This window comes from Streptomyces cyaneochromogenes (assembly GCF_003963535.1).
Lineage (GTDB): Bacteria > Actinomycetota > Actinomycetes > Streptomycetales > Streptomycetaceae > Streptomyces > Streptomyces shaanxiensis.
In genome coordinates this window covers 373,931-399,985 of the sequence record NZ_CP034539.1, presented here as the reverse complement: position 1 = coordinate 399,985, position 26,055 = coordinate 373,931, and the positions used below count along the sequence as shown (strand labels likewise).

The 26,055-nt window shown below is 70.3% G+C and carries 21 protein-coding genes and 1 pseudogene; 10 read left to right on the top strand and 12 right to left on the bottom strand.

Annotated elements, in window-relative coordinates; translation table 11 throughout:
* Positions 1-97 precede the first annotated feature (97 nt).
* Together EJ357_RS01560 and EJ357_RS01555 are read right to left on the bottom strand one after the other, a co-directional pair.
* Positions 98-859: a DeoR/GlpR family DNA-binding transcription regulator gene (locus EJ357_RS01560; protein WP_126387862.1), complete on the bottom strand. Its 762-nt coding sequence runs from the start codon at positions 857-859 to the stop codon at positions 98-100.
* 476 nt (positions 860-1,335) lie between these two features.
* Complete coding sequence (locus tag EJ357_RS01555; protein WP_126387860.1) at positions 1,336-3,270, bottom strand: tetratricopeptide repeat protein; 1,935 nt, start codon at positions 3,268-3,270, stop codon at positions 1,336-1,338.
* A gap of 209 nt (positions 3,271-3,479) precedes the next feature.
* Here EJ357_RS01555 and EJ357_RS01550 point away from each other — a divergent pair, with 209 nt between their 5' ends.
* Complete coding sequence (locus tag EJ357_RS01550) at positions 3,480-3,863, top strand: VOC family protein (RefSeq protein WP_126399074.1); 384 nt, start codon at positions 3,480-3,482, stop codon at positions 3,861-3,863.
* Positions 3,864-4,058: 195 nt separating this feature from the next.
* A complete protein-coding gene (locus EJ357_RS01545) occupies positions 4,059-4,268 on the top strand; it encodes a transposase (protein ID WP_228472900.1) in 210 nt (69 codons plus the stop codon).
* 201 nt (positions 4,269-4,469) lie between these two features.
* Here the strand turns inward: EJ357_RS01545 and EJ357_RS01540 are convergent, their stop codons facing one another.
* A complete protein-coding gene (locus tag EJ357_RS01540; RefSeq protein ID WP_126387858.1) occupies positions 4,470-5,207 on the bottom strand; it encodes a VOC family protein in 738 nt (245 codons plus the stop codon).
* Between EJ357_RS01540 and EJ357_RS48045 the strand changes: the two genes are divergently transcribed.
* On the top strand, positions 5,206-5,364 hold the full coding sequence (locus tag EJ357_RS48045) for a hypothetical protein (RefSeq protein ID WP_175647264.1): 159 nt from the start codon (positions 5,206-5,208) through the stop codon (positions 5,362-5,364). The two genes, EJ357_RS01540 and EJ357_RS48045, sit on opposite strands and share 2 nt — an antisense overlap.
* 33 nt (positions 5,365-5,397) lie before the next feature.
* Positions 5,398-5,574, top strand: a complete 177-nt coding sequence (locus EJ357_RS47930; RefSeq protein ID WP_145978900.1) for a lipase maturation factor family protein — start codon at positions 5,398-5,400, stop codon at positions 5,572-5,574.
* A gap of 18 nt (positions 5,575-5,592) precedes the next feature.
* Here the strand turns inward: EJ357_RS47930 and EJ357_RS01535 are convergent, their stop codons facing one another.
* The 3 genes from EJ357_RS01535 to EJ357_RS01525 all read right to left on the bottom strand — a co-directional run bounded on the left by EJ357_RS01535 (position 5,593) and on the right by EJ357_RS01525 (position 8,885).
* On the bottom strand, positions 5,593-6,483 hold the full coding sequence (locus EJ357_RS01535; RefSeq protein ID WP_126387856.1) for a GNAT family N-acetyltransferase: 891 nt from the start codon (positions 6,481-6,483) through the stop codon (positions 5,593-5,595).
* A gap of 123 nt (positions 6,484-6,606) precedes the next feature.
* Positions 6,607-6,906, bottom strand: coding sequence for a hypothetical protein (locus EJ357_RS01530; protein ID WP_126387854.1), 300 nt, complete (start codon positions 6,904-6,906; stop codon positions 6,607-6,609).
* 101 nt (positions 6,907-7,007) lie between these two features.
* Complete coding sequence (locus EJ357_RS01525; protein WP_126387852.1) at positions 7,008-8,885, bottom strand: sialidase family protein; 1,878 nt, start codon at positions 8,883-8,885, stop codon at positions 7,008-7,010.
* 308 nt (positions 8,886-9,193) lie between these two features.
* On the opposite strand from EJ357_RS01525, the gene EJ357_RS01520 reads away from it, so the two are divergent.
* Positions 9,194-11,362 carry a hypothetical protein gene (locus tag EJ357_RS01520; protein WP_126387850.1) on the top strand — a complete coding sequence of 723 codons (2,169 nt, stop codon included), beginning with the start codon at positions 9,194-9,196 and terminating at the stop codon, positions 11,360-11,362.
* A 4-nt stretch (positions 11,363-11,366) separates the two neighbouring features.
* The gene (locus EJ357_RS01515; protein WP_175647263.1) at positions 11,367-12,986 is read left to right on the top strand and encodes an ABC transporter substrate-binding protein; all 1,620 of its coding nucleotides are present in this window, start codon (positions 11,367-11,369) and stop codon (positions 12,984-12,986) included.
* A gap of 19 nt (positions 12,987-13,005) precedes the next feature.
* On the opposite strand, the gene EJ357_RS01510 is transcribed toward EJ357_RS01515, so the two are convergent.
* From EJ357_RS01510 to EJ357_RS01500, 3 genes are read right to left on the bottom strand one after another with little or no spacing between them, the layout of a single operon-like run.
* On the bottom strand, positions 13,006-14,052 hold the full coding sequence (locus tag EJ357_RS01510) for an ABC transporter ATP-binding protein (RefSeq protein WP_126387848.1): 1,047 nt from the start codon (positions 14,050-14,052) through the stop codon (positions 13,006-13,008).
* A complete protein-coding gene (locus EJ357_RS01505; protein ID WP_126387846.1) occupies positions 14,049-15,671 on the bottom strand; it encodes an ABC transporter permease in 1,623 nt (540 codons plus the stop codon). Before EJ357_RS01505 ends, EJ357_RS01510 begins: the two co-directional genes overlap by 4 nt.
* A 5-nt stretch (positions 15,672-15,676) precedes the next feature.
* Positions 15,677-16,717 (bottom strand): iron ABC transporter substrate-binding protein, encoded by a 1,041-nt coding sequence (locus EJ357_RS01500; protein ID WP_126387844.1) that lies wholly within the window; start codon positions 16,715-16,717, stop codon positions 15,677-15,679.
* A gap of 274 nt (positions 16,718-16,991) precedes the next feature.
* On the opposite strand from EJ357_RS01500, the gene EJ357_RS01495 reads away from it, so the two are divergent.
* Entirely contained in the window at positions 16,992-19,499 is a 2,508-nt protein-coding gene (locus EJ357_RS01495; RefSeq protein ID WP_228472899.1) for an AMP-binding protein, read from the top strand.
* A 47-nt stretch (positions 19,500-19,546) separates the two neighbouring features.
* On the opposite strand, the gene EJ357_RS01490 is transcribed toward EJ357_RS01495, so the two are convergent.
* Complete coding sequence (locus tag EJ357_RS01490; protein WP_126387842.1) at positions 19,547-20,479, bottom strand: alpha/beta hydrolase; 933 nt, start codon at positions 20,477-20,479, stop codon at positions 19,547-19,549.
* A 323-nt stretch (positions 20,480-20,802) separates the two neighbouring features.
* Here EJ357_RS01490 and EJ357_RS01485 point away from each other — a divergent pair, with 323 nt between their 5' ends.
* Entirely contained in the window at positions 20,803-21,417 is a 615-nt protein-coding gene (locus tag EJ357_RS01485; RefSeq protein WP_126387840.1) for a dihydrofolate reductase family protein, read from the top strand.
* A 213-nt stretch (positions 21,418-21,630) separates the two neighbouring features.
* Here EJ357_RS01485 and EJ357_RS01480 read toward each other — a convergent pair whose 3' ends face one another.
* Together EJ357_RS01480 and EJ357_RS01475 are read right to left on the bottom strand one after the other, a co-directional pair.
* The gene (locus tag EJ357_RS01480) at positions 21,631-22,401 is read right to left on the bottom strand and encodes a DeoR/GlpR family DNA-binding transcription regulator (protein ID WP_126387838.1); all 771 of its coding nucleotides are present in this window, start codon (positions 22,399-22,401) and stop codon (positions 21,631-21,633) included.
* Between the two features lie 162 nt (positions 22,402-22,563).
* Positions 22,564-23,139, bottom strand: coding sequence for a dihydrofolate reductase family protein (locus EJ357_RS01475; RefSeq protein ID WP_126387837.1), 576 nt, complete (start codon positions 23,137-23,139; stop codon positions 22,564-22,566).
* Positions 23,140-23,504: 365 nt separating this feature from the next.
* Here EJ357_RS01475 and EJ357_RS01470 point away from each other — a divergent pair, with 365 nt between their 5' ends.
* Positions 23,505-24,692, top strand: a complete 1,188-nt coding sequence (locus EJ357_RS01470) for an NAD(P)/FAD-dependent oxidoreductase (RefSeq protein WP_126399068.1) — start codon at positions 23,505-23,507, stop codon at positions 24,690-24,692.
* A gap of 161 nt (positions 24,693-24,853) precedes the next feature.
* A pseudogene (locus tag EJ357_RS01465) lies at positions 24,854-25,749 on the top strand (RNA polymerase sigma-70 factor).
* The last annotated feature ends 306 nt before the right edge of the window (positions 25,750-26,055 follow it).

Here is a 26,055-nt window from a genome sequence, read left to right as displayed (position 1 = left end):
GAGACGTTCGAGGGCGTGGGGAACCAGGCCCCCGGCTTGCGAGAGTTGAAAGGGGATCGGAAAGCGAGTGAAAGGGGAGGCGAACCGCGGCGCCGCTCTAGACCCGGATGACTTCGGGGCCCAGCAGCGAGTAGCGGTGTGCCTCGGAGGCGGACAGCCCGGCGTCGGTGACGATCGCCTCGAACTCCGTGACGGCCGCGAAGCGGCAGAAGCTCACGGCACCGAACTTCGTGTGGACTCCGGAGAAGATGCGGCGCCTTGCGTTCCGGAGGACCTGGGACTTGATCTCACTGACCGCGGGATCCGGGGTGGTGAGTCCGTACTCGCGGGAGATGCCGTTCGCGCCGACGTACGCCAGGTCGATGACGAAGCCGGACAGCATGCGGGTCGCCCAGTGGTCGACCGTGGCCAGCGTCCCGCCACGCACCCGGCCGCCGAGCAGCAGCACGGTGACGTTCTCGGTGGAAGTCAGGGCACCTGCCGTGACCAGCGAGGAGGTGACCATGGTCAGTGGCCGGTCGCGGGGAAGGGCGGCGGCGATGAGCTGCGGGGTGTAGCCCTCGTCGATGAAGACGGTCTCGGCGTCCCCGAGCAGTTCGGCCGCGGCGGCCGCGATCCGGGACTTCTCGGGGACGTGCATGGTGGTACGGAAAGCGAGCGTGGTCTCGAAGCCGGCGCTCTCCACGGGATGGGCACCGCCGTGGGTACGTCGGACGAGGCCGTGCCCCTCCAGAAGGTTCAGATCACGTCTCACGGTCTCCTTGGAGACCCCGAGGTCGGCGGCGAGCCTTCCTACGTCCACGGATCCCGAGCGGCGTGCCGTTTCCAGAATTCCGCGTCTTCGTTCCTCGGCGTCCACGGCGACACCTCCGTTTCACGGCTCTGCGCGTCGTGCCCGCGCCGGCTGTTTTCCGGAGCCCGGCCCGTTCGGGCTCTGGTGGCCAAATTTCTATAGGGCGATTGCGCATACTGACCAGGTTCGTCGTAAAGCAGTTCATGACCGAATGTGCCCGGATTCCGGAATGCGGAGCCCCTGGACAATGCGGTGAAGGGCCCCGGGGCGCAGAAGATCGCTGCCCGCTTGTCCGCTCGACGTGCCCATTCGCTGCCTGTTATGCCGGCCGGATCCGAGCACCGGACCGAAAAAGGTGCGGATTCAGCCACGCGCGAGGACTCGGCTCCTTGCCACGGTGTGCCACGGTTGAGGCCGCTCCCGGACTGGGACTGCCGGCCCCGCCGGCGCGGATGTCGAACCCGTCAGCCCGTGCCGTCAGCCCGTGCCGTCAGCCCGTGCCGTCAGCCCGTGCCGTCAGCCCGTCCCGTCAGCCCGTCCCGTCAGTCCGTGCCGTCGATCCCCGCGAAACCGGCCCAGTTGCGCCCGATCCGGCCCCAGCGCCGAGGGGCCGCAGGCTCGTCACCCAGGCGGCCGGTGAACAGCGGCCGCAGGTCGGTGTCGCGTTCGGCCCAGGCCGCGGAGAACTGGCTGCGGGTGACCCGCAGGCTGCTGTTGAGGTGGGCCACGGCGGCTCTGGCGCAGTCCTCGCGCCACTCGTCGCCGGACCAGGTCGTGGAGCCCGCAGGGGGCTGCACACGCAGTGCCAGACTGAGGAAGCAGGCAGCGTTGTAGTAGACGAGATATCCCGTGGAGGCGCGGGTGGGCACGCGGTGCCGCGGTGACGGCCCGGCGATCAGCGCCTCGGCGTGGGTACGTATGCGCGCTCGCCGGCGCCATCCTGTCGGCTCGGGGAATTCGTGCCCCGCGTGGCCGCGGCCGAGCCGGTGGTCGGCGTGGAGCAGGCGGCGTATACCCCAGTCCGGGCCGCCCCACAGCCAGCCCCAGCGAGCCCACACGCCGCCGGTCACCTCCTTGGCCACCGTGTTGAAAGCCTCCCGCAGCCTGTCGGGCTCCGGCTGGCGGTTCATCCGCAGTTCCTCGGCGGCCTCGGCGATCCGCACGGCAGCGAGGAAGGAACGGCGGCGGGTGCGCAGCGAGGGGTGGGGCCGCTCGAAGCTGAACCACTGTCGCCAGTAACGCCGTTCGCCGAGGTTGCGGCGGCCCGGAAGCCAGGTGCGGGCGTAGCGGCGGACCATGACCGGCCAGGACAGGCGCTTCAGGAGCAGCTTCAGGTGCTCGCGCGAAGCGCGTTCGTAGTCGGCCGGCCAGTGGTTTGCCTGCCCCAGGTCCGGGTTCCGGTTCCGGTCTCGGCCCCGGTTCTGCTCGGCGCAGGCGATGGACAGCCGGTAGGCGGTCTCGACGTGTTCGGGCCACAGTTGGACGCAGTCCTCGTAGATCTCGATGGCACGCCGGATGTGGGTGGCGGGTTCCTCCGCGCCGTGGTCCTGGCCGATGAGTTCGCGGACACCGGCCTGCTGGAGCCGAACCGTGAGGTTGCCGGGGACCAGCCCCGCGGCATCGTCGTAGTGCTTGAGGGCGTGCCGGTAGTGGGCGCGCTCCTGAGCGGGGTCGTTGCGCTTCTTCGCGGCCAGTGCCTTCTCCTGGGCCCTGATGCCCATGCGGTAGAAGCGGTAGGAGTCGAGGTCGTCACCCCAGCTCTCCCAGCGAGGGATGCGGTCCTGCGAGCGCGGGTCGCCGAGAATCTTGACGGTGCAGTAGCAGGCGATCCGCTCGTACAGGTTCTTGTCGCGCCTGCGCCTCTCCTCGGCCGTCGCCCAGAGCCTGATGGGCTCGCCCTCCACGACGGCGGCGGCCACCACGATGTTCTTGGGCATGTACAGAATCCGTACCGAGAAGCGAGGGTGCGCATTGCCGGCCGACAGGCAGTGCAGCATCACGTGGTACGCCCGGGGCTGGAACAAGGCGAGGCGCTTCATCACGTCCACCCAGCCGTGCGGGGAGGAGGCGGTCTCCGGGACCGGGTCGGGGCCGGTGGTGGTGCCGCTTCCGGGAGTCAGGACGCGCGGGCCGAGCCCGTCGGCGGCCATGTGCTCCGTGATGTGGGCGGCCAGTTCCCCGGTACGCGCGGACTGCTGGCCGTGGCCCGCCCCGCCGGGCCCGTTGCCGTTGCCGTTGCCCCGGTGACCGTTGCCCTGACTGCCAAGAAGACCGCGGTCCTCGCACACCACCACCGGCAGCAGCCGGCTGCTCCGGTGCCGTAACAGCAGCCCGGACCCCAGGCGTACGGCGACGATGACCACGATGACCGCGAAGATGCCGAGCACCCACACGGCTGTGCCGCCGCTCTGTTCCCAGAAACCCTCCCAGAAGCCGCCGCCGTCAGTGGCCGCGGGCGCGGCGAATTCCGGCACCATGACATATCCCCCCGTATGCTCCCCCAGCACGTGCTTCTATGGATCCCCGGTACAAGAGATCGCCATGCCCGCACTTGGGTGGTGAGTCGGCGGCTGGGGCGTCATGGGGCCCGAGCCTGGGCCATCGGTCCCCGAGGGCAGATACGACGAGGCCAAGCCACGGGGCAACTCGGTGGCGTTCGGCGTGGAGATCAGGAAGGCTCGTGGGCATGGTCTCGGTATTGCAGAACGTGGCGATCGACTGTGCGGATGCCTACGAGCTGGCTCGGTTCTGGAGCAATGTGACAGGCCGTCCGCTCGATCCGGAGGCCAGGCCGGGTGACCGGGAGACGCAGGTGCTGCTGGCGGAGGGCCCAGTGCTGTACTTCAACCAGGTACCCGAGGCCAAGACGATCAAGAACCGGATCCACCTGTGTCTGCGCCCCGAGACCTCGCGCGACCAGGAGGTGGACCGGCTGCTGGACCTCGGTGCCGCCTTTGTCGCCGATCACCGCGATCCCGATGGTTCAGGCTGGGTGATCCTTGCTGATCCCGAGGGCAACGAATTCTGCGTTCTGCGCAGCGAGTCCGACCGGGCGAGCGTGAATTCCTGACGCTCATGTGCCGTCCTGGCCGGAGGCTGCGGGCATGAAGGCAGGGCCTCTCGGGTTCGAGGTTGCGAAGCCAACCGAGATCCAGGAGACCCTGTTGCCGCAGTATGTGCTCGCGTCGGTGGAACTCAACTGGAACTCAACTGGAACTCAACTCGGCCGCACCGACGTGTGATTGTGTCGCTCACCGGTTCGGGAATGCGGCCGATCACCGGAACGTCTTCGGCGGTATCCCTCGGACTGACGGACACGGGGTGGGCTGTGGTCCGGCTGCTGCTGCCGGTGCCCGGCCCGCTGCGGGTCGGGGGCGGGCAGCCGGAGGCGTATTGCCACCGGGCGATGCTGGACGCGGTGGGGTTCGTGGTGGTGCCCAAGCGGTGGATCGTCGAGCGCCTTTCGCCCACCTGATGCGCAACCGCCGCCTGGCCCGGCCATGATGAGGCTCGTTGAATACGGCCGCCCCTGATGGGGAGTCACCCCACATGCTCGATGGGTCTCCCCATTCATGCCTGACCTGACCGGGCGTCACAGGGGCGGCCGCCCGATGGACTGCCTGTTCCGGGGGCGGGCGGAGTGTCCTTGGTGGCCGAGGGCCCGCGGGTGGTGCCGTCAGCGAGGGGTGAGGAGGCAGAACTCGTTGCCCTCCGGGTCGGCCAGAACCGTCCAGGAGATGGCGGACTGGTCGATACCCGGGTCGGCGGCTCCCAGGGCACGCAGTCGGGCCGCCTCTGCTTCCAGGTCGTCACAGGGGTAGGGGCAGACGTCAAGGTGGACGCGGTTCCACACGCTCTTGGTGTCGGGGTTGCGGAGGAACTCCAGGTAGGGGCCGACGCCTTTGGCGGAGCGCATGGTCGCGTGGTCGTCGGTGACCTCGTGCAGGGTCCAGTCCATCGCCTCGCCCCAGAACCGGGCCATCTCTCGTGGGTCGGTGCAGTCGACCACCACCGCGGCGATCGGCCCGGTGTTCCGGTAGATCGGGCGGGGCTCCAGGACACAGAACTCATTGCCCTCCGGGTCGGCCATGACCGTCCAGGGGACGTTGCCCTGACCCACGTCGGCGAGCGTCGCGCCGAGATCCTTCAGGCGTGCGACCAACTCCGCCTGATGGGCGGTCGAGGTGGTGGCCAGATCAACGTGCACCCGGTTCTTGACCGTTTTGGGTTCCGGGCGGGCGACGATGTCGATGCAGACGGCCGCGGGGTCGGGGTAGGCGAACCCCACGGGTTCGAGGTTGGTCACACCGGGTCCCTCGCTGTCGACACCCCAGCCGAGTGCCTCCGCCCAGAACCGGCCGAGCACGGAGTCGTCCTGGGCCTTCATATTGATCTGCACAAGTCGTGTTGCCATGCCGCAGATCCTAGAAGCTGCCGCCGGCTCGCTGGCCGCCGCGATCACGCATGTGCGCCGGCCAGTGTGCCTCCCGGAGATGGGCGGCACACCGGCCGGCGCGGAGAACGACACCTCCTGCGGCGACGGTACGGAACTCAACACAGCGGGCGCCTGAACGGCCAAGTCGACCACCGTCTTCGGCCGCACCGTGGAGCTGCGCCACAACAGCACCACCCAGTGCGCCGGGGGTCGCATCACCGGCGGCGCGCCCGGCGACGAGATCTGGGTCGAGGGCAGCGCCGACGGGGGCACGACCTGGTCTCCGATGCGCGGCTTCACCACCATCACGCCGGGCAACGACGCGTACACCACCCGAGTGCTGTAGGCCCCCGGCAGCATGGCCTCAAAGGTTGAGCTGGTACTCCAGGGCCTGGTGCGTGGGGACGTACCCCAGTGCGTCGTTGATGCGCCGCATGTGTGTGTTGCTGTTCGCCGTATCGGTGATCAGGCCGGCGAGTTCGGGGTGGTTGGCGCGGGCGACGCGGATCATCTCGGCCTTCATCCAGCGGCCGAGGCCGTGGCCGCGGTGCTCGGGGAGTACGCCGGTGCCGTAGTGCTGCCCTTCGCCCTTGCCGTCGCCTGGCACGACGAGTTCCGAGAAGCCGACGATCGAGCTGTCCGACTCGTCGACGGCGACGACCGTGGTGAGCAGCTCCCCGCGGTCGGCGATGGCCTTGGCGGCGGCCAGGACCCGCTCGACGTCCCAGGCCACGACGCCGTAATCGGTGTCGTCCATCGGCATGTCGTCCATCGCGCGGCGCGAGTCGGCGAAGGTCTTGGCCAGTTCCTCGGGGACGGTGCCGCGCCATGACGCGAGACGGTAGCCAGGGTGCGGCTGCTCGACGAGCGCGTTGATCTCGTCGGCCTTGCCAGTGTCCAACTCGTCCAGCGCAAGGCGGGCATACGTCAGTGTCAGCACCCTGCGGAAGCCACGCGCGGCAAGGAAGTGATCGCCCGGCGTGCCCGCGTCGGCCTGCGCGATCACCGACCGCCGACCCTCTGCCCGCGCGGCCGCCACGACCGTCTCGAGGAGCCGCGACCCGACCCGCTTGCGCCGCTCCGCCGTGTGCACGTTCAACTGAAGCTCGGCCAGGTGTTCCTGGCCCTCGCGGGTGAACATCCGTAGAAACGCGGACCCGAGCGGTTCGCCGTCATCACCGCTCGCCAGCCATGCGAGGCGATAGCCGGAAGCGGTGCGGTCGGGGTCGGTGAGGGCAGTGATGCGGATGGGCAAGGCAGCTCCGGTGTGGTCAATGGGGGTGGGGTACGGCCACAGTTGACCACGCGATCGGCTGCGGGGGCTGGGAATTCGGCGGAACGGAAGGGGGAGACGATGTTGGCGGGTGTTCCCGCAAGGTCAACGATGCCGGCCGCCACGCTCAGCGGGGCCGGGTCGGTCGGCACCATGCGTCGGGGTCCGGCCGCGGTGAGAGAGCCGGTTCACGAGGTAGGTGCCGACGGTGACCGGGACAAGGACGCCGGCGATCCATGAAAAGCGCAGCCGGATGTCGGCCCAGGACGTTGCTGTCTCCCAGCCGTGAGGCAGACCCATGAGAAAAATCGAGGTCAGGAGCGAGAGAGCGACCGACCCCAGCACGGCGACAGCCATGCAGGTGACGAGCCCTGCCCACCAGGCCTTGGTGACATCCCGGTCCACGCCGCCCCCTTGTCATCTGTGCGGGCATTGTTGCCCACACTCGACGACGGACAACAGAGCAGGTTGCGTTGAAAAGTGCTTGGCGCGCAGGCTCCGGGATGTCAGCCGCCTGCGGTCACCTGGCTCATGGGCAGCCACACCACGGTGTTCGAGGACGGGCCGGTGTTCGTCTGGCGTACGCGGGTGAGCTCCGCATCGGTGAGGGCCCGGTTCCAGAGCCGGACCTCGTCGATGGCGCCGGTGAAGAAGGCCCGGCTGTCCATGCGCTGGCCGATGTGCACCCCGAACGGCGAGTTGCGGCTGACGGATCCGGCCACGTCCGCTGTGCTGATCGGGCTGCCGTCGATGAACAGGGTGAGACGTCCGCCGCCGCGGCGCAGGGCGAGGTGGTGCCACCGGCCGTCGTTGTGCGCGGCCGTGGTGCTGACGGACGCCGACCGTACGACCGTCGCGCCGCTGCGCACCGTCATCAGGGCGCGCACCCGGTTGCTCGCTGGTTCGCCGCGCAGCCAGATCTGGGGCTGGCTGCCGCCGATGCCGCCCATCCACAGCAGTGGCTGCTCGCCGGTGCGACTGGTGTAGCGGAACCACAGGGATGCGGTGAAGTTCTGGGTGCCGAGGGGCAGTTGGGTGCGGAACGGCAGGCGCACCGCGTCGTCGTTTCCGTCGAAGGCCAGGGCGCCGCCGAATACGCCGACCGTGGGCGAGGCCCCGCCGAGCACGGATGCGCGCTGGGCGGACGGGGCGTTGTCGGCCGTGGTCGGGTCGGGGCCGCGGCGCGGCGTGAGCCATTCCTCGTTGAAGCGGGCGAAGCGGATCTCGTCACGGGCGTCGACGGTGCCGCCCTCGTACATCAGTCCCACCACGCCGCCGCCGATGTGCACCATGTCGGAGTAGCCCGACCAGTCCTGGGTCACGACGGTGCCGCGGTCCACGCTCTCCCAGGTGGCGCCGCCGTCGTAGGAGGAGCGGATCATCATCGTCCGGCGGCGGTCCGGATCGCCGGGGCAGGACAGCAGGATGCGGTTGCCCAGCTGCAGCGTCGCTCCCTGGACCTGCGGCGTGTAGAGGTCCGGGAGGGAACGGAACCGGGTGGCGAAGCTGTCTCCGCCGTCCCGGCTGAAGGTCTGGGCGCGGTGGCCCAGATCGGTGCCGTCCTGCTCGCGGCCGCTGACCAGGATGGTGCCGTCGGTGTGCTCGGTGAGGGTGACTTCGGACGGCTTCTGGCGGAAGGTGCCGTCGGTGGCGATGAGCCAGGAGTCGGTGGCGCGACGTCGCCAGGTGTTACCGCCGTCGTCGCTGCTGATGAGGGCCGCGTGATTGGCGGTGACCCGGCTGCCGTTCCAGGTCTCGGTGTTGACGCTGAAGACCAGCCGGCCGGGGTGGCTGCCGCGGGTGAGCTGGATGCCGTGGACGGGGCCGGTGGCGTACCAGGAGTTCCAGTGCGGGGGCTTGATCTGCGCGCTCAGGTCGCGCGGCCGGGTCCAGGTGCTGCCGTCGTCGTCGCTGTACTGCAGATGGGGGCGGCGGGCGCACGGGACGGCACAGCTGGTGCCGTCCGCACTGGCCGGGTTGTGCGTCTGGGGGAGCAGGATGCGGCCGGTCGTGCGGTCCACGATCGGGGCCGGGTTGCCGTGGGTGTCGCCGGCGCCCTCGCTGACGACCTGGAGCGGTCCCCAGGTGCGGCCGCCGTCGGTCGAGCGTTTCAGCACGATGTCGATGTCCCCCGCGTCACCGCAGGTGCGCACGCGGCCCTCGGCGAACGCGAGGAGCGTGCCTCGGGTGGTCTGCACGATCGACGGAATCCGGAAGCACGCGTAGCCGGGATCCTGGGACGCCCTGAAGATGACCCGCTGCTCGAACTGCGGCGCGGCTTTGGCGGGCAGGGCCTGCGCGGGGCCGGGAAGGATCGCCGCGGTCGCCATGGCGACGCATACGGCGAGGTCGGCTCTCGGGCGTACGCGAAGTCTCGACGACATAGAGGGCCCTTCATTTTATCCGTACGTCTGGACATCCCATGTCCAATCTATGGGTGATTACTGCCATTCGGCGGCAGTGACGCGCCACAGGACGTGCAGCGGCAGTTCGGCCCCGGCGCAGCAATGGCCGGAGACGCCGACTGCGGCGATACGAGCTGTCATCTCAACTCCCCTTCCATATAAGCTCCGTTGCTTTTCCACGTAGGCATCGTTGTCCGACAGAAGGACTCGTGTTCCACTGATTGTTTTCTGGCACATCGGTCACCGGTCATCCGCTCCCGAGCGGGCGAGCTCTTCATGGGGGGTCCGTGTGTGAAGACCTGGGGTTCGAGAAACTCCTCGGAGAAGAGGGCTTCTTCGCGCGTCTGTTCGCGCGGTCACCGTCGGGTGCCGGCCGGGAGCCGCTGTACGGCCCCGATCTTCCCGTGGTGCTGCTCACCGGTGGACCGGGCATGGGCAAGGCGCGGTTGCTGCGCGCGGTGCGGGACGGTTTCGCCACCAAGGTGCCCGTGATCCATCTGGACTGCGGCTCGCCGGTGTACGCGGACCGGGCGCAGCCGGAGCCGGGCGCCCGCTCGGCCGCGACGGAGGCCCTGGTCGAGGCCGCCCGGCGGCTGTCCACCTGGCAGGGGACGGGCGGCTCGTTCGCCTTCCCCCGCCTGTTCACGGGCCTCGCGATGGTCGCGACCGGTGTCGGGGACGGCAGCCCCAGCGCGGTCGCGACGGAGATCGAGCGATACGAGATGCTGCCCCAGCGGCAGCGTTTCCGCGGCCTGGGAGCGGGTGACTTCTGGCGGGGCGTGCTCGGCGGAACCATCCAGAACCTGCTGGGCACCCTGTCCGGGCAAGTGCTCGGCCCGTACTCGGCGGCGGTGAGCAACGCGCTGCTGGGCGCTATTTTCGACCGCTTGGCACCCCGGGGCAGGGCGGAGCTGGAGCGGATCTACGGCGCGTATCCCGGCGCCGCCGGTCAGTCCGGCCACGGCCTGCGTAACCTCGCCGCCGACTTCCAGGCCGGTGGCGAGGACCGGGAACTGGCGGAGAGCTTCCTCTTCCGGGCGCTGCGCGAGGACCTCGAGGCGGCGTACGCCTCTCCGGTCGGCTGGCTGCGCCGGGTGGGCCGCCCGGGGCTGCTGCTGGGCCACGCCGAGTCGCCGCTGGGGGAGCGGTTGCTGCGCGCCGTGCTCACCGACCGCCGGAGCGGGCAGCGCGACCGCGTGGTGATCGTGGGTACGGCGCGCCGGGCGGACGGAGGCGTCTTCCTCCACGGCGGCGTGCCACAGCAGCAGGTGGTCACCCCGGCGGAGTTCCGGCCCGCCGACGGCGGCCCTCCCGACTGGTCGCGGCGCACAGGCGCGGGAGCGGACCAGGCGCCGCTGGCCGACGGGGTACTCCTGCTGCGCATGCCGCTTCTCACCGGCGACCAGCTCCGCCGGGAGACCCAGCGCCGACAGCAGCGCGCGGAGCCGGAGGGCGGCGCGAATCGCCGCCGTATCGACGCCGCCGTGGCACGGCTGAGCGGCGGACGGCCCCATACGGTGATCCGGTTGGCGGCGGCCGCAGCCGCGTTCCGCATGCCGGCGGACTCCAATGACCGGGACATACTCGATGCCCCGTTACGACTCCCCGGCAACGGCGGCCTCGAACGGCCGGTGGCGGACGTACTGCTGGAGGAGCTGATCCTCGATCAGCTGCCGGTTCGGCTGCCGGACGTACACCGTGACCAGTGGCTCGACCTGCTCACCCATCTGTCGGTGGCACACGACGAGGAGTGCGCGAACGTCCTGCTCCGGCATCATCAGTCGGGCCGGGTCCACCACTTGACAGCGCATCAGATATCGCAGCTGCTCATCGACACCGGATGGCCCGGCTGCGAGCGGCACTTCATCGGCGACTTCGGGCTGCGCCAGCTGCTGGTGCACCGGCTGTACGGGCTGCGTGACGGCGGCGGCGCCTGGTACGCCGACCACCACCTGCTGCGGGACCACTACGCGGGACGCGCGGTCGGCGAGGGGGCGCCGGTCGGCGGGGCGTTCCGCACGGTCACGGCGCACCGGATGAACCACCACCTGGTCTCCGGCGGCGTGGACGACGTGGTCGGCCATCTGGCCGCCACGCTGCCCGGTCGCTCCGAGGAGTGGTGCGCGGAATTGCTGGAGATCGCCCAGGCGCCGTATCCCGGTGGGGCGGACGCCCGGCGCGAGCGCGCTCAGGGCCTGGTGACCGTGGACGGACCGGCGCTGCGCCGCAGCGTCGACCAGTTGCTGCACGCGGTGTGGCTGTGCGAGGAGCGGACCAGGCCGACCGGAAAGGAGACGGCCGGCACGCTCGCCAAGTTGCTGGAGCGACTCTCGATCATGGACTTCGACGGCGCGGGAGAGCTCGACAAGACGGCCACCGAGTGGAGCGGCCTGGCGGAGAACGAGCAGCCGTTGCTGCGCTGCACCTGTACCGGTCAGCTCGGGCGAAGGAGGTAACGGGATGCCAAGGTGGAAGAAGTTCCTCTACACGTTGCTGACCGTGGGGGCGGCCACGGTGTGCGCCTGGCTCGTCTGGTCCATCGCCCGGGAACCGGACACCTGCACCGACGGGGTCGAGCGGATCGACGGCGAGTGCATCGGCGTCAACGGCGACGGCTACGACTTCGGCACGCCGGAGATACGCGACGTGGCCCGGGCCATCGCGGACGAGAACGAGAGGATCGAGGGCCAGCCGCATGTCACGGTGGCGGTGATGCTGCCGCTCCAGTCGGACAAGGCGGCGCTGCGCCGCCAGATGCGCAGCGACCTCCAGGGCGCGTATCTGGGGCAGCGGCAGGCCAACGAGGGCGAGGGGGAACCGCCGAAGATCCGGCTGGTGCTCGCCAACCCCGGGCGGAACTACGGGCAGCAGACCGAGGTCGTGGACACCCTGCTGCGGATGGCCGCCTCGGACACAGAGCGGCTGCGGGCGGTGACCGGCTTCAACCTCAGCCTGGATGCCACAGAGGAAGCCGTCGCACGCCTGACGGAGCACGAGGTCCCGGTGCTCGCCTCGCGGATCAGTGGGGACGGGATCGCGAACAAAGACGGGGCGGACGGGATGGCGAAGCTGAAGTTCCCCGGCCTGGCCCGGATCATCCCCACCAACCACGACGCGGCCCAGGCGCTGGCCAAGTTCAACGGCGAACGGGGCCGGGAGAACCTCAAGACGGTGCTCGTCTACGACAAGCGCGACGACAGCTACACCGACTCGCTGGCGCAGGCGTTCAGCGGGATCGAGGAGAAGGGCCCGCCCGGTCCCGCCGCGATGTCCTTCGAGTCCCCGGCGATCGACGAGCCGGGCTCGACCGGCAACCAGTTCACCCAGATCGCCAACAACATCTGCGACTCCGAGGCCGACACCGTCTACTTCGCGGGGCGCACCCTGCACCTGCGGATCTTCGCCCTCAAGCTGGCCCAGGTCGGCTGCAAGGACCGCCACTACACCGTCGTCAGCGGTTCCGACGCCGCCTCGCTGCGGCAGGCCATGTCGCAGAAGGACTGGGCACAGCTGCGCGGTGAGGACGGCAAGGCCAAGGTGACGGTGCAGTACGCCGCCCCCGCGCACCCGGACGCCTGGGACGCCGAGCTCGCCGCCTGGAACAGGAAGTGGGCGGCGGACCACGACCGCGAGCCCATGCCCGAGGAACTCCCCCAGTACCTCACCGAGCCGAAGACGGCCCTGGCCACCTTGAGGAAGTGGATCGAGACCACGCGCAGCGAGGAGACGAAGCTCGGCGCCGACCCGAACCTGGAGGACTCCCGGACGATGCTCGTGTACGACGGCCTCGTCACCATCGGCAAGGCACTGCACCAGGCACAGAGCGGCGGCGCCCAGGCGGTGCCGAGCCTTGAGGACGTCGGCAGGCAGTGGTCGTTGCTGCAGTCCCGCCACCGGGTGCGGGGCACGAGCGGTCTGATATGCCTGACCAGCGGCGGGAACGCGTACGACAAGCCGGTCGCGGTCGTCGAGTTGGACCCGGGCCCGAAGGGCCCCGGCAAGCTGAGGTTCGTCGGACTGGGCTGGCCCACCGGCCGGGAACAGCCGAAGAACTGCGTGATTCCCAGCAGCACTGGCTGAGGGCTGAGCAACTGCCCGCCTACGCGTGGAGCGTGGCCTCGCCCGTCACGTGGATGCCGGTCTCCTCGCCGGGGCCGACCGACAGCGGGCCCGCCACACGGACGTCCACCGTGGCGTCGAGGCCTTGTACGGAGACGGTCACCTTGGCGTCGTGGCCGTAGAAGCACACGTCGGTCACCGTGCCCCGCACTGCCCCCGCCGTGTCCGCGTCGGTCAGTCGCAGCTGTTCGGGGCGCAGTACGACCGTGCCGGTGTGCCCGTCCGTCGGTCGCGCGGCCAACGCCACGGTTCCCAGCGGTGTGGTGGCCGTGGAGCCGCTGTTGCCCACCGTGCCCTGGAGGAGTACGGCGTCGCCCACGAAACCGGCGACCCATGGGTCGGCGGGCCGCCGGTAAAGGTCCTGCGGGGTGTCGCACTGGGCGATTTGGCCCTGCCGCACGACGGCAACCAGGTCGGCGGTGGACAGAGCCTCCTGCTGGTCGTGGGTGACCAGCAGCGCCGTGGCCCCGGTCGCCCGCAGCGCGGCCCGCACATCAGCCCGGACCCCGGTGCGCAGCGCGCTGTCGAGGGCGTTGAACGGCTCGTCGAGCAGGACGAGCGCGGGGCGTGGGGCGAGCGCCCGGGCCAGGGCGATGCGCTGCTGCTGTCCCCCGGACAGCTCGTGCGGCATCCGCTCGCCGTACCCGGCGAGGCCGACCAGGTCGAGCATCTCCTCCATCCGGCGGCGCCGCTCCCCCCGATCGAGCCCGGTCAGGCCGAAGGCCACATTGCGCGCCACGCTCAGATGGGGGAACAGCGCGCCCTCCTGCGGGACGATGCCGATGCGACGCCGCTCCGGCGCCAGATGGACGCCGGGGCCGGCCAGGGTGCGCCCGCCGACGGTGACCGTGCCCGCGTCGGCGCGCAGGAACCCCGCGACGATGCGCAGCAGGGTGGTCTTGCCGCAGCCGGAGGGCCCGAGCACGGCGGCCAGCGACCCGCCCGGCACCGAGAGGTCCAGCCCTTGGAGGACGGGAGCCTCGGGGCCGTAGGACTTGGTGAGCTGCTCGATGTGGAGGTCGTTCATGTGCGGGACCTGCCCAGGAGGTAGGAGGGGACGGCGGCGAGCAGGATGAGGGCTGCGGCGTAGGGCGCGGCGGCCGCGAAGGACCCGGCTCCGGTCTCGGTCCACAGACGGGTGGCCAGGGTGTCCATGCCGGTGGGGCGCAGCAGCAGCGTGGCGGGCAGTTCCTTCATGCAGACGACGAAGGTGAGGGCGGCCCCGGCCGCCACGCCCGGCGCGGCCAGCGGCACGGTCACCTCGCGCAGCACCCGCAGGGGCGACCGGCCGAGCGAGCGGGCCACGTCCTCCAGCACGGGCGGCGCCTGCAGGACGGCGGCCCGGGTGGCAGCCACCGCGACCGGCAGGAAGAGGACCGCGTACGCGCAGACCAGCAGCGGGAGTTGCTGGTAGAGCGGATAGGCGTAGCGGACCGCGAAGAAGACCAGGGAGAGCGCGACCGTGATGCCGGGCAGTGCGTGCCCGGCGTAGGCGGCCTGCTCCAGCAGCCGGGCGCCGCGACCCCGGTGCCGGGCGGCGATCACTCCGACGGGAAGCGCGAGCAGGGTCGTCAGGGCGGCTCCGGCGGCGGCGACACCGAGGGTGGCCGAGGCGGCTTCGGTGAGCCCGCCGAGGTCCCAGGTCGCGGAGGTGCCGACGGCGAGCCAGTAGCCGAGGGTGCCCAGCGGGAAGGCGACCGCGGCGGCCACCACCGCCGTGCACCAGGCGAGGGCGGGGATCCGCCAGCGCCCCAGCGGCACCGGGATGGCCGGGCGTGCCGTCCCGCCGCCGGTCCTGGCGTGGCCCGCGCGGCCCCGGGTGCGGGCCTCGCCGGCGACCAGAGCCACCGTCAGCACGACCAGGACGACGCTGAGCGCGGCAGCCGGGGTGCGGTCGAAGGAGGCGCGGTAGGAGGTGTGGATGGCGCGGGTGAACGTGTCGTACCGCATCAGTGAGACGGCGCCGAAGTCGGAGAGCACGTACAGGGCGACGAGCAGCGCCCCGCCCGCGGCGGCCGGGCGGAGCTGGGGGAGGGTGACCCGGGCGAAGGTGCGCAGGGGCCCATGGCCCAGGGAGCGGGCGGCCTCCTCCTGCGCGGGGTCGATGCCGCGCAGTGCCGCGGCGACGGGCAGGTGGACGTACGGAAAGCTCACCAGGGTCAGCGCGAGCGCGGCCCCCGTGAACCCCGCGGTCTCGGGCGCGGCGGCCAGCCAGGCGAAGGCGGCCACATAACTGGGCACGGCGAGCGGCAGGGTGGCCAGCACCGCCCAGGCGCGCGCCCCGGGCAGGGCGGTACGCACGGTCAGCCAGGCCAGGGAGATGCCGAGTATCAGGCAGGCCGTCACGACGACCACTGTCAGGCCGAGGCTGCGGCCCAGGAGTTGGAGGGTGCGTTCGTCGGCGACGACGTCCCAGGCGTAGCCCGGCCCGCGTTCGAGCGCGCGGACCGCGAGGTAGCCGAGCGGCAGCAGGGCGAACAGGGCGGCGACACAGGCGGGGACGAGCAGGATCAGCGGGGGTCTGCGGCTGGAACCGGCGTCGACCCTGCGGGCGGCGGTACGCACGCGCCGGCGCCCGGCCGGAGCAGGTGCCCCGGCCGGACGCTCCGCGGATTCCGCCGTGCTCGCGGTTTCCGTGGGGCTCACGATCGTCAGACCAGCCCGACTTCCTGGAGCATGGCCAGTGTCTCCTGGAGGGACTCCAGCTTGCCGAGGTCGATGTCGGGGGACTGGAGCGAGTCGAACGCCGGCAACCCCTCGACGCTGCTGGTGACGCCCGCGGCCAGCGGGTACTCCTTCGTCGTGTCGGCGAAGTAGGTCTGCGCCTCCTTGGAGAGCAGGTAGTCGACGGCCTTCTGCGCGGTCTCGGTCTGGCCGCTGTCCTTGAGGATGCCGACTCCGGCCACGTTGATCAGCGCGCCGGGGTCCTTGCCGGGCAGGAAGTGGAGCTTGGCGTTGACCTTGTCCGCGCCCTTCTCGGCGACTCGCTCGTACCAGTAGTAGTGGTTCACGAGACCGAGCTCGACCTCGCCGGCCTCGACGGCGTCGAGCGTGGCCAGGTTGTTGGCGTACGTCGTGCCGTTGGCCTTCAGGCCCTTGAGCCACTCGCGCGTGGCGTCGTCGCCCTCCAGGACCCGCATGCCGGTGACGAACGTCTGGAAGGAGGCGTTGGTGGGGGCGAAGCCGACCTTGCCCTTCCACTCGGGCTTCACCACATCGTGGACGCTGTCCGGGACCTTTTCCTCGGCGACCTTGTCCGGGTTGTAGGCGATGACGCGGACGCGGCCCGACAGCCCCACCCAGTCGCCGGCGTTGCCCCGGTAGGCCGGGTCCACCTCGTCGAGGCTGGACTGAGGCAGCTTCGCCAGCATGCCCTCCTTGGACAGGGCGCCGAGCGCGCCCGCGTCCTGCGAGAAGAACAGCCCGGCCTTGGTGCGGTCGCCCTCCTCCAGGATCTGCGCGGCCAGTTCGGCGCTGTCGCCGTAGCGCACCTCGACCTTGCTGCCGACGGCCTTCTCCAGCTTGTCGAGGATCGGCTTGACCAGCTTCTCGTTACGACCGGAGTAGATGACCAGGGCGGAGTCGCCGCCGTCCGCCGAGCCGCCCTTGTCGGAGCCGCAGGCGGCGAGGGCGGGGAGGAGCAGACCGGCCGTGAGGAGCGCGGTGATCCGGCGAGCCGAGGGGCGTCGCATGTGGTGTGCCTTCCTGCGTGGCTCGCCGTGACGCCGCGGGTCGCGTCGTCGGTCAGCGAGCGGCGAAGCGATACTTTCCAGCCAACTGTGAACATGCTATGAATAAGGTAAAGCTTGCCTAACCGTCAAGGGCCCTGTGTTATTTGCGGACGCTGCCGCAGAAAGGTCGCGCGCCGTGCTAGACCCGTCCACACCTCTCTCGGCCCCTTTCACAGCGTCGATACCGCGCATCGCCCCCATTCCGTTCCCGCAACCGCCCATACGGCGGCGAGGGGTGCCGTTCGCACGCCACCTCGCGGCATACGGCGACCGCGCCGCGCTGATCACGCCATCGGGTGAGGTCAGCTACCGCTCACTGGCGGAACGGGTCGCCGCCACCGCCGAACGCCTCGGCCCCGTACGCCGCCTGGTCCTGCTGGCCGGGGCGAACCGCGCCGACGCCCTGGTCGTCCACCTCGCGGCCCTGGCCGCCGGGCACCCCGTCCTGCTCGTCCCCGGCGACAGCACGGGCACCATAGAGGCGTTGACCGCCGCGTACGACCCGGATGTGGTCGCGCGCCCGGACGGCCACGGCACTTGGGTGCTCGACGAACGGCGGTCCGAGAGCGCCCACACCCTCCACCCGGATCTGGCGTTGCTGCTGTCCACCTCCGGTTCGACCGGCTCGCCGAAACTGGTCCGGCTCTCCGCCGACAACCTCCAGGCCAACGCCGAGTCCATCGCCACCTACCTGGGCATCCACGACAGCGACCGCGCCGCCACGACCCTGCCCATGCACTACTGCTACGGGCTGTCCGTCATCCACAGCCATCTGCTGCGCGGCGCCGGTTTGCTCCTCACCGACCGGTCGGTGGCCGACACCGACTTCTGGGAGGAGTTCCGCGCCGCCCGCGGCACCTCGCTCGCCGGGGTGCCGTACACCTTCGACCTGCTCGACCGGGTCGGCTTCGAGCAGATGCGACTGCCCCACCTGCGGTACATCACCCAGGCCGGCGGGCGCCTGGCACCCGAACGGGTCGGCCACTACGTCGAGTTGGGCCGCCGCGCGGGCTGGGAGCTGTTCGTGATGTACGGGCAGACCGAGGCGACGGCCCGCATGGCGTATCTGCCCCCGGCCCGCGCGGCCGAGCGCCCGCAGGCCGTCGGAGTACCCATCCCCGGCGGCTCCTTGAGGCTCCGACCCGTGGACGGCATCGACGAGCCGGACACCGGCGAACTGGTCTACTCCGGCCCGAACGTCATGCTCGGTTACGCCGAGAGTCCGGCGGACCTCGCCCTGGGACGCACCGTCGAGGAACTGCGCACCGGGGACATCGCCCGGCGCGCCCCCGACGGGCTGTACGAGATCGTGGGACGCCGGACTCGGTTCACCAAGATCCTGGGACTGCGCATAGACCCGCAGCGCGTCGAGGCCATCCTGGAGGAGCACGGCATCCATGCCTTCTGCGCGGGCGACGACGACACGCTGGCCGTGGTCACGACCCCCGCCGGCGGTGCCGACGCGGCACGCATCCGGCGGCTGGTGGCGGACGGCTGTGGTCTGCCGCCCCACGCGATACGGGCGCGGACCGTGCCCGAACTCCCGCGACTCGCCTCGGGCAAGGCCGACTACGAGGCCGTACGACGGCTGGCGCGCGAGCCGGAAGCACCGCCCACCCGGCACGGCCGCGACACCGATGACCTCTGCGCTCTCTACGCCGAGATACTCGACCGGACGGATGTCACCGAGGACAGCAGCTTCGTGAGTCTGGGCGGCGACTCGCTGTCCTACGTCGAGATGTCGCTGCGGCTGGAAGAGACGCTGGGAGAGCTGCCCGCCGACTGGCACACCACACCGATCCGGGACCTACGCGACCCGGACGCCGCGCGCCGCACGGACGGCCCTACCGGTCCGAGGCGCCCGCTACGGCGCACCCTGGAGACCGGCATCGCGCTGCGCGCGGTGGGCATCGTCCTCGTCGTGGGTTCGCACATCCCCGTGTTCACCGTCCAGGGCGGTGCCCATGTACTGCTTGGTGTCGCCGGCTTCAACTTCGCCCGCTTCCACCTCACCGCACACGAGCGCCAGGAGCGCCTGCGGCGGATGCGGCGCAGCATCGCGCGCATCGCCGTACCGAGCATCGTGTGGATCACCTTCGCGCTGCTGCTGACCCGTGAATACGACCTGGCCAACGTCGTGTTGGCCAACAGCCTCTTCGCTCAGGACAACTCCGACCCGGAATGGCAGTACTGGTTCGTCGAGGCGCTGGTCTACTTCCTGACCGGACTGACGGTGCTGCTGGCGATGCCGTTGCTCGACCGTGCGGAGCGGCACAGCCCCTTCGGTTTCGCCATGGCACTGGTCGCCCTGGGACTTGTCGGGCGCTACGACCCCTGGGACCTCGCGCACATCCGCCATCACCTCAGCCCGACCGTCGTCTTCTTCCTGTTCGCACTGGGCTGGGCCGCGGCGCGGGCCCGTACGACGGGACATCGGCTGCTGCTGACCGCCGTCGCGTTGATGACCGTGCCGGGGCTCTTCCCCGGCGGGCAGCCCCTGCGGACCTCGATCGTGGTGGGCGGCCTGCTCCTGCTGCTGTGGATCCCGGCCCTGCCGAGCGTGGACCCCCTCAACCGCCTCGCGGGCATCCTGGCGGGCAGCTCGCTGTACATCTACCTGACGCACTTCCACGTCTACCCCTACCTGCGGGACGACTCCCCGGTACTAGCTCTGGCGGCCTCGCTGGTGTTCGGCGTGGCCTACGGCACGGCGGCCACACGGCTGACGCGCAAACTCTTCTGACGGACACGCACTGGGGCGGTTGGGCCCTGCGCACCGCTCTCGACCGGTCACCGCGGTGCTGGGCTGGAACTCAAGCATTCCTCGGCAAAGGCGAGGGCCTTGAGGTGGTAGGCGCGCGCGGCCCAGCCGAGACTGATGTTGTGGCCGGCGTGGGGCAGGCGGTCCATGACGACCCGTGGAGCCGAGGACAGGCGTGCGGTCAGGTCGGCGAGATCGTCATCGTCCTGGCTCCACCAGGCTTCGTACTGGGCGAAGGTGAAGCGGACCGGGACACCGACGCGAGGCAGAACCGCCTCTGACAGCCGCGCCCAGGCGCCCACCGAGCCGGCCTCGAGTGCGGGCATGGGCGCCACGACCGTCCGGGCCAGGCGGAACGTGTCAGGCGGATACAGGTTCAGCGGGCCCCAGTTCAGTCTCCGGTCGCCCATGCCGCCTTCGCGGCCGACCAGCGCGGGGCTGACGGCCAGCCTGCCTCCGCACCCCGAGACATCCACCCCCAGCAGCCCGGTCTCGTCCCAGCCGGCGGCGGCCACCAGAGCGACCTTGGCCCCGAAGGAGTGCGCCAGCACGATCGTCCCGGCCCCTGGTGTGTGGCGTGCGGTGAACCCCGCGACAGCGGCTCGTACGGTGGCGGCTTGAGTCGTCAGTCTCTGCCCCCGGGGCAGGCATACGGCCGATGCCCCGTAGCCCGGACGGTCCAGCGCCAGCACCGCGTAGCCCAGGCGTGCCCCCAAGGAGAGCAGGGACACGTCCGGGTGGGCCTGGCCGTCGAAGTATCCGGCGCTCATCCCGCCGCCGTGCAGAGCGACGATGAGCGCACGCGGCGAGCAGTGCGAGGGCTCGCTCAGCAGGCCGGAGAGCGTGATGCCGTTCGCGTCGACGGTGACCGGACGTACGCCGGGGGAGAGGCACCCATGCCGCTGCTCCGGCGTGACCGATGGCTTCGGAGCGGGCGCCGGGGCGGTGGAGGTATCGGTCACGGGGCGGTCCTCGACCTCGCCGGCCGAGCCGAAGCGCTGACATCCACGGTAGGTCCTCTACGTCAGTCCCTGGGGCGATCATGGGAATTATGGGGATCGAGCCACGGGGAGTAGCCGGCTCGTCCCCATCCTTCGTGCGGAAGCCGGCGCCGGCCACCTGGGCGGACTTTTGCTCCGCCGTCCGGTGGAGCACGGCCGACCGACGGGCTGCTCGCGGCGTCAGCCCCGGCCGGTCCTCTCTATCTCGCTGGGAATGTCGAAGTGGCCGGTTGCCGATCGACGTGAGAGTGAAGGCAGCACATCCCAGGACTTCAGGAGCCCTCGTGACCGTAACCGCGGACCTGGCCATCTCCCTCGACGGCTACATCGCCGGCACCGACGTCACCATCGACAACCCAGGAGGCGACGGCGCCGAACCGCTCTTCGAGTGGATCCACAACCTGGCGAGCTGGCGGCAGCGCCAGGGCATGACCGGCGGGGAGGAGAACCGCGACTCCGAGCTGATGCGCGAATGGTTCGACGCCACCGGAGCGGTGGTCATGGGCCGGATGATGTACGACACGGGTGAGGAGTTCTGGGGCGACAACCCGCCGTTCAAGGCCCCGGTCTTCGTGCTCACCCATCGCCCCCGGCCCACCCTCGTCAAGGAGGGCGGCACCACCTTCACCTTTGTCACCCACGGCATCCACAGCGCCCTCGACCAGGCGCGGGCCGCCGCCGGGGACCGGAACGTCGACATCGCGGGCGGGGCGAGCACGGTGCAGCAGTACCTCCGGGAGGGGCTCATCGACGAGCTGCAGCTGCACGTGGTGCCGGCGCTTCTCGGAGAGGGGCTGCGGCTCTTCGAGGGGCTGGGCGCCGGGCGGCGGGACCTGGAGCCGGTGAGGGTGGTCGACACGCCCCTCGCCACCCACCTGAAGTACCGATTCGTGAAGTGACCCGAAAGGCGACACGGACAGGCCTCGGTCCAGACGGTTCCTGATCAAGGTTGCAGGGGTCCGCAGGAAGCATCTGGGCTCGGAGCCCACCGTGGCAGCCTTGGAGAACAACCTCGGCGTGGCTCTGAACCGTGCCGGGCGCAGTGACTGCCCGGTCCCCTGCGCGGCAGCGCCAGGTCATGTGACGGTCCGGTTGCCCCATGGGCAGACGCCTTAGCCGCCGACCGCGGTCGCACCGGCCGGTATCACCCTCACACCGGCCTCGCGCAGAGCCATACAGGTCGCATCGTCTTCCGATGCGTTGGTGATGAGTGCGTCCAGGTCTTCGGGCCCGCAGATCTTCACCATGCCGGTTCCAGGGAACTTGCTCCTGTCGGCCAGGAGTACGACCTTGTCGCCGGCCGCAATCATGGCGCGTCGGGCGGGCACCTCGGCCACGGTGGTGTCCATGACCTGACCCCCGGGGCGGAGCCCACAAGCACCCATGAACAGCCAGTCGGCGTGAACTTGGCGGAGGTTGTCCTCCGCCATGAAACCGTCCAGCATGCGCGACTCACGGATGACCATGCCCCCTAGCAGCATCAGGTCGATGTTCTCGTCATCGATGAGTTCGTCATACACAGCAAGGTTGTTGGTGATCACGGTGAGTCGGCGACCACGCAGTTGAAGTGCCAGCCGGTGGACCGTTGTGCCGCTGTCCAGAATGATCGACTGGCCGTCCTCGATCATTGTGGCCGCTTGGGCGGCAATGGCGTCCTTCTCCGCCACCAGAACCTCGGCGGCCTCGTTGAAGGGAGCTCGCTCCGCGTCGATGACCGCTCCACCATGGACGCGGGTGAGCAGCCCGTCCGCCTCCAGCTTGAGGAGGTCACGTCGGACGGTCGCCGCGCTGGCATCGAGCTGCTCGGCGAGGTCGGCCACGGAGGCGGTGCCGCCGGAACGCAGGGCCCGCAGGATGAGTTGGTGTCGTCGTTCAGCCAGCACGCAACGGGACACTACACGCTGCCGACGGGAGCAACCTGCTGATACCCAACCGCAGTTGAGGGCTACTCGTGCCTCGGTGGCGGTGCCGTCCCGTGGGCCGGATACCGAACCCAGGAGCAGCCGGTCGGTTCCCATACGCCTGCGGCCGACAGTTGCTGCACTTCAGTGCAGAGTGGGTCGGTAGACGAGCTCTTGGATGTGGCTGTCGAGAGTCCTGTGCTCGATCAGCTCGAGGTCGAAGTCGGCCGCACCCTGGAAGATCGGGTCCAGACCGGTCTGACCGGTGATGACAGGGAAGAGGGTCACCTGGACGCGGTCGACCAGACCGGCGGCCATCAGCGCCCGGTTCATGGACAGGCTGCCGTGCGAGCGCAACGGCACCTCGGACTCCTCCTTCAGCCGGGCGACGACGTCGACGGCGTCCCCGCTCACGACGGTCGCGTCCGACCAGTCAAGGGGCCCTTCCAGGGTGGTCGACACCACCGTCGCCGGCAGGCTCCTCATCCGTGTGACCCAGGGGTCGCGCACTTCGGACTCCGCGGTGCTCGAGGCCAGCATCCGCGCGAACGCCCGATAGGTGTTGGCCCCGAAGACCATCCGCTGCTCCTCGCGGTACAGGGCGAGGCGGTGGTCGAGGAGCTCGGGGCCTTGCTTGCCCCAGTAGCCGGTCCAGTTGCCGCCGGCGGCGCCGTAGCCGTCGAGGCTGGAAAAGACGTCGAAGGTGTAGGTAGCGGTCATGTCGTTCTCCTCGAGCGCGGTCGATCGACGTGGGTACAGACTGGCGATCTTCACTGGGTTGGCTTCGGTGACCGTCGCACCCATAGACCCGGCACGCTTCTGGAACTCATCGCCATGCCGACAACAAGAGGTCCGGACCACTCGAATGGCATGCGATCCACGCGATCCAGGTGATCCGTGTGATCAATGAGACGCTGCCTGACACGACCCCGCGGGGGAGGCCGCCAGGGCAGCGTTACGCCACTCGCGGCGGAAGGGGCGGCGTATCCGCCGCGTCCGATGTGCGCTACGTCTCATCCTCAGGCTGTCACACCGAGCACGCGTCAGGTGTCTCCATGCCGAGTCCACAACGCGAGGGAGACATGATGAACGGGAACGTCGAGGTGGTCGTCGTCGGCGGCGGGTACGGGGGTGTGACGGCGGCCAACAGCCTGGCTCGGCGCGATGGCGTGTCGGTGACCCTGGTCAATCCGCGTCCCACCTTCGTCGAGCGGATCCGCCTGCATCAGCTCGTGACCGGCTCCGATGACGCGGTCCAGGAATTCGCGGAGGTTCTGGGCGGCAACGTCCGCCTGGTGGTCGACACCGCGACCCGGATCGACGCTGCCGAGCGCCGGGTGTCGCTGGCGGGCGGTGGCACGCTCTCGTACGACTACCTCGTGTACGCGGTGGGCAGCGGCGCCGCCGATCCCGGCGTGCCCGGAGCGTCGGAGTTCGCGCATTCGGTGTCGGACCTCGAGGGCGCGGAACGACTGCGGTCGGCGCTGGCCGCGGCGCCCGCGTCGGCGCCGGTGACCGTGGTCGGGGCCGGCCCGACCGGCCTGGAGACCGCCGCCGAGCTGGCGGAAGCGGGCCGGGAGGTCACCCTGGTCTGCGGCGACGTGCTCGGTCCCTCCCTGCATGCCCGGGGCCGCGGCCCGGTCGCCCGCCGACTCGCCAGGCTGGGTGTGTCCGTCATGGAAGGTCCCCGTGCGCGGGTGACGGAAGTGACACAAGACGCCGTACGGCTCGACGACGGCCGCGAGCTGACCAGCGCGGTGACGATCTGGACCGCGGGATTCCGTGTCCCGGACCTGGCCGCCCGCAGCGGGCTGCGCACCGACACCGAAGGCCGTCTGGTCACCGACGCGGCGCTGACCAGTCTGGGCGACGTGCGCATCGTCGCCGCTGGGGACGCGGCGGTGATGACGGACCGGCCGTTCCGGATGAGCTGCCAGGCCGCCGTGCAACTGGGCCCGGCAGCCGCCGCCACGATCCTGCGCCGGATCGCGGGGAAGTCACCCGCCCCCGTCCGGATGTACTTCGCCGGGCAGTGCCTCAGCCTCGGCCGGAACGAGGGCGTCACCCAGTTCTCCTACCCGAACGACAGGGTGAACGCGCTCCACATCAGCGGGCGGTCCGGTGCCGGCGTCAAGGAGATCGCCTGTCGGTTCACCCTCAACAAGTTGGTGTCCGGGGCACGCAAGGCCGGCTCCCGCGCATCCCACGGGGACAGCACGGACCGCCTGGAATCGCCTCAGTCGGAACACCGCACGACGCCGTCCGGCAGCTGACGCGCGGCTTGGCCGCCAAGACCCCTGCATGGGCCGGACTGGACGGTCCAACCTCTCGGGGACCGATCCGGAGCGACAAGCACAAGACGCCGCGACCTCATAGGCCGTGGCTGGGCGCCGGGGGGCACGGGCGCCAACCAGGAGAGAGCGAAGCGCACGACATGAACGACCACGTCACCGACCCCGCGACGGAGGCCTTCGTCGGTCACCGCGACCTGCTGTTCACCGTCGCCTACGAGATGCTTGGATCGGCGGCGGACGCCGAGGACGTCCTCCAGGAGGCCTGGCTGCGGTGGGTCAAGGTCGACCTGGCGCAGGTGCAGGACCAGCGGGCCTACCTGGTACGGATCACGACCAGGCAAGCACTCAACCGGCTACGCACCCTCAAACGGCGCAAGGAGGCCTACGTCGGCCCCTGGCTGCCCGAGCCCCTGCTCACCGCACCGGATGTGGCCGAGGACATCGAACTGTCCGAGAACCTGTCGCTGGCACTCATGTACATCCTCGAAACCCTCTCACCGACCGAACGCGCCGTCTTCGTCCTGCGCGAGGTCTTCGACTTCGGCTACGACGACATCGCGGCCGCGATCGACAAGAGCCCCGCCGCCGCACGCCAGATCGCCCACCGCGCCCGCCAACACGTCGACGCCCGTCGGCCGCGCACACCGGCCTCCCCGGAAGAAGCCCGCGAGGCGTTGAGTTCGTTTCAGCGAGCGCTCGAGACCGGTGACTTGCAGGGGCTGCTCGACGTACTCGCCCCGGACGTCGTCTTCGTCAGCGACGGAGGCGGCCTCAGGCCGGCGGCCCTGCAGCCGGTCGTAGGCGCTGACAAGGCCCTCCGTTACATGGCCGGCAGTATCAACAAGGCGGGCGGCACCCTCACCAGTGAGCCCACGACGGTCAACGGCAACCCCGCACTCCTCCTACGCCTGGACGGCGCGATCGACGGGGTGCTGGCCTTCCGCCTGGAGAACGCCCGCGTCACCGGCCTCTACTACGTCGCAACCCCGAAAAACTCACCCGTGTTGAGACCGAAACCTCCCTCACCTCCCGCTGACCGTCTTCCCCCGGGCGACATGGCCTACCGAGGGTGCGCGGTAGCGCAGGCGTCGGGGAGCAAGCCGCTGACGGCCGCCGAGAAGTGAGCGAGCCGGCACACCCTGACAAGTGTCAGGACCGTGGTGCTGTCTCCCATGGTTGCCTTGCAGCGGCGCCGCCGGGGTCCGGCCCCGGTCTGATTGCGAGCGTGGAGCCAACGGCTTCCGCGACATCTCCGACAGTCTGGTCGGTGTCCCGGCCGGCCCGGAGGACAAAACGCTGCGCTCCTCCGACCCGCAAGGGCTCGTCGGGCGTATCAGTCTGC

Excerpts from the sequence above, each read along its gene's own strand:
- EJ357_RS01550 (WP_126399074.1), top strand. The coding sequence starts at position 3,480 with ATGGTCTCGGTATTGCAGAACGTGGCGATCGACTGTGCGGATGCCTAC.
- EJ357_RS01470 (WP_126399068.1), top strand. The coding sequence starts at position 23,505 with ATGAACGGGAACGTCGAGGTGGTCGTCGTCGGCGGCGGGTACGGGGGT.
- EJ357_RS48045 (WP_175647264.1), top strand. The coding sequence starts at position 5,206 with ATGCCGCAGATCCTAGAAGCTGCCGCCGGCTCGCTGGCCGCCGCGATC.
- EJ357_RS01475 (WP_126387837.1), bottom strand. The coding sequence starts at position 23,139 with ATGACCGCTACCTACACCTTCGACGTCTTTTCCAGCCTCGACGGCTAC.
- EJ357_RS01510 (WP_126387848.1), bottom strand. The coding sequence starts at position 14,052 with ATGAACGACCTCCACATCGAGCAGCTCACCAAGTCCTACGGCCCCGAG.
- EJ357_RS01515 (WP_175647263.1), top strand. The coding sequence starts at position 11,367 with ATGCCAAGGTGGAAGAAGTTCCTCTACACGTTGCTGACCGTGGGGGCG.
- EJ357_RS01540 (WP_126387858.1), bottom strand. The coding sequence starts at position 5,207 with ATGGCAACACGACTTGTGCAGATCAATATGAAGGCCCAGGACGACTCC.
- EJ357_RS01500 (WP_126387844.1), bottom strand. The coding sequence starts at position 16,717 with ATGCGACGCCCCTCGGCTCGCCGGATCACCGCGCTCCTCACGGCCGGT.
- EJ357_RS01525 (WP_126387852.1), bottom strand. The coding sequence starts at position 8,885 with ATGTCGTCGAGACTTCGCGTACGCCCGAGAGCCGACCTCGCCGTATGC.
- EJ357_RS01545 (WP_228472900.1), top strand. The coding sequence starts at position 4,059 with ATGCGGCCGATCACCGGAACGTCTTCGGCGGTATCCCTCGGACTGACG.
- EJ357_RS01555 (WP_126387860.1), bottom strand. The coding sequence starts at position 3,270 with ATGGTGCCGGAATTCGCCGCGCCCGCGGCCACTGACGGCGGCGGCTTC.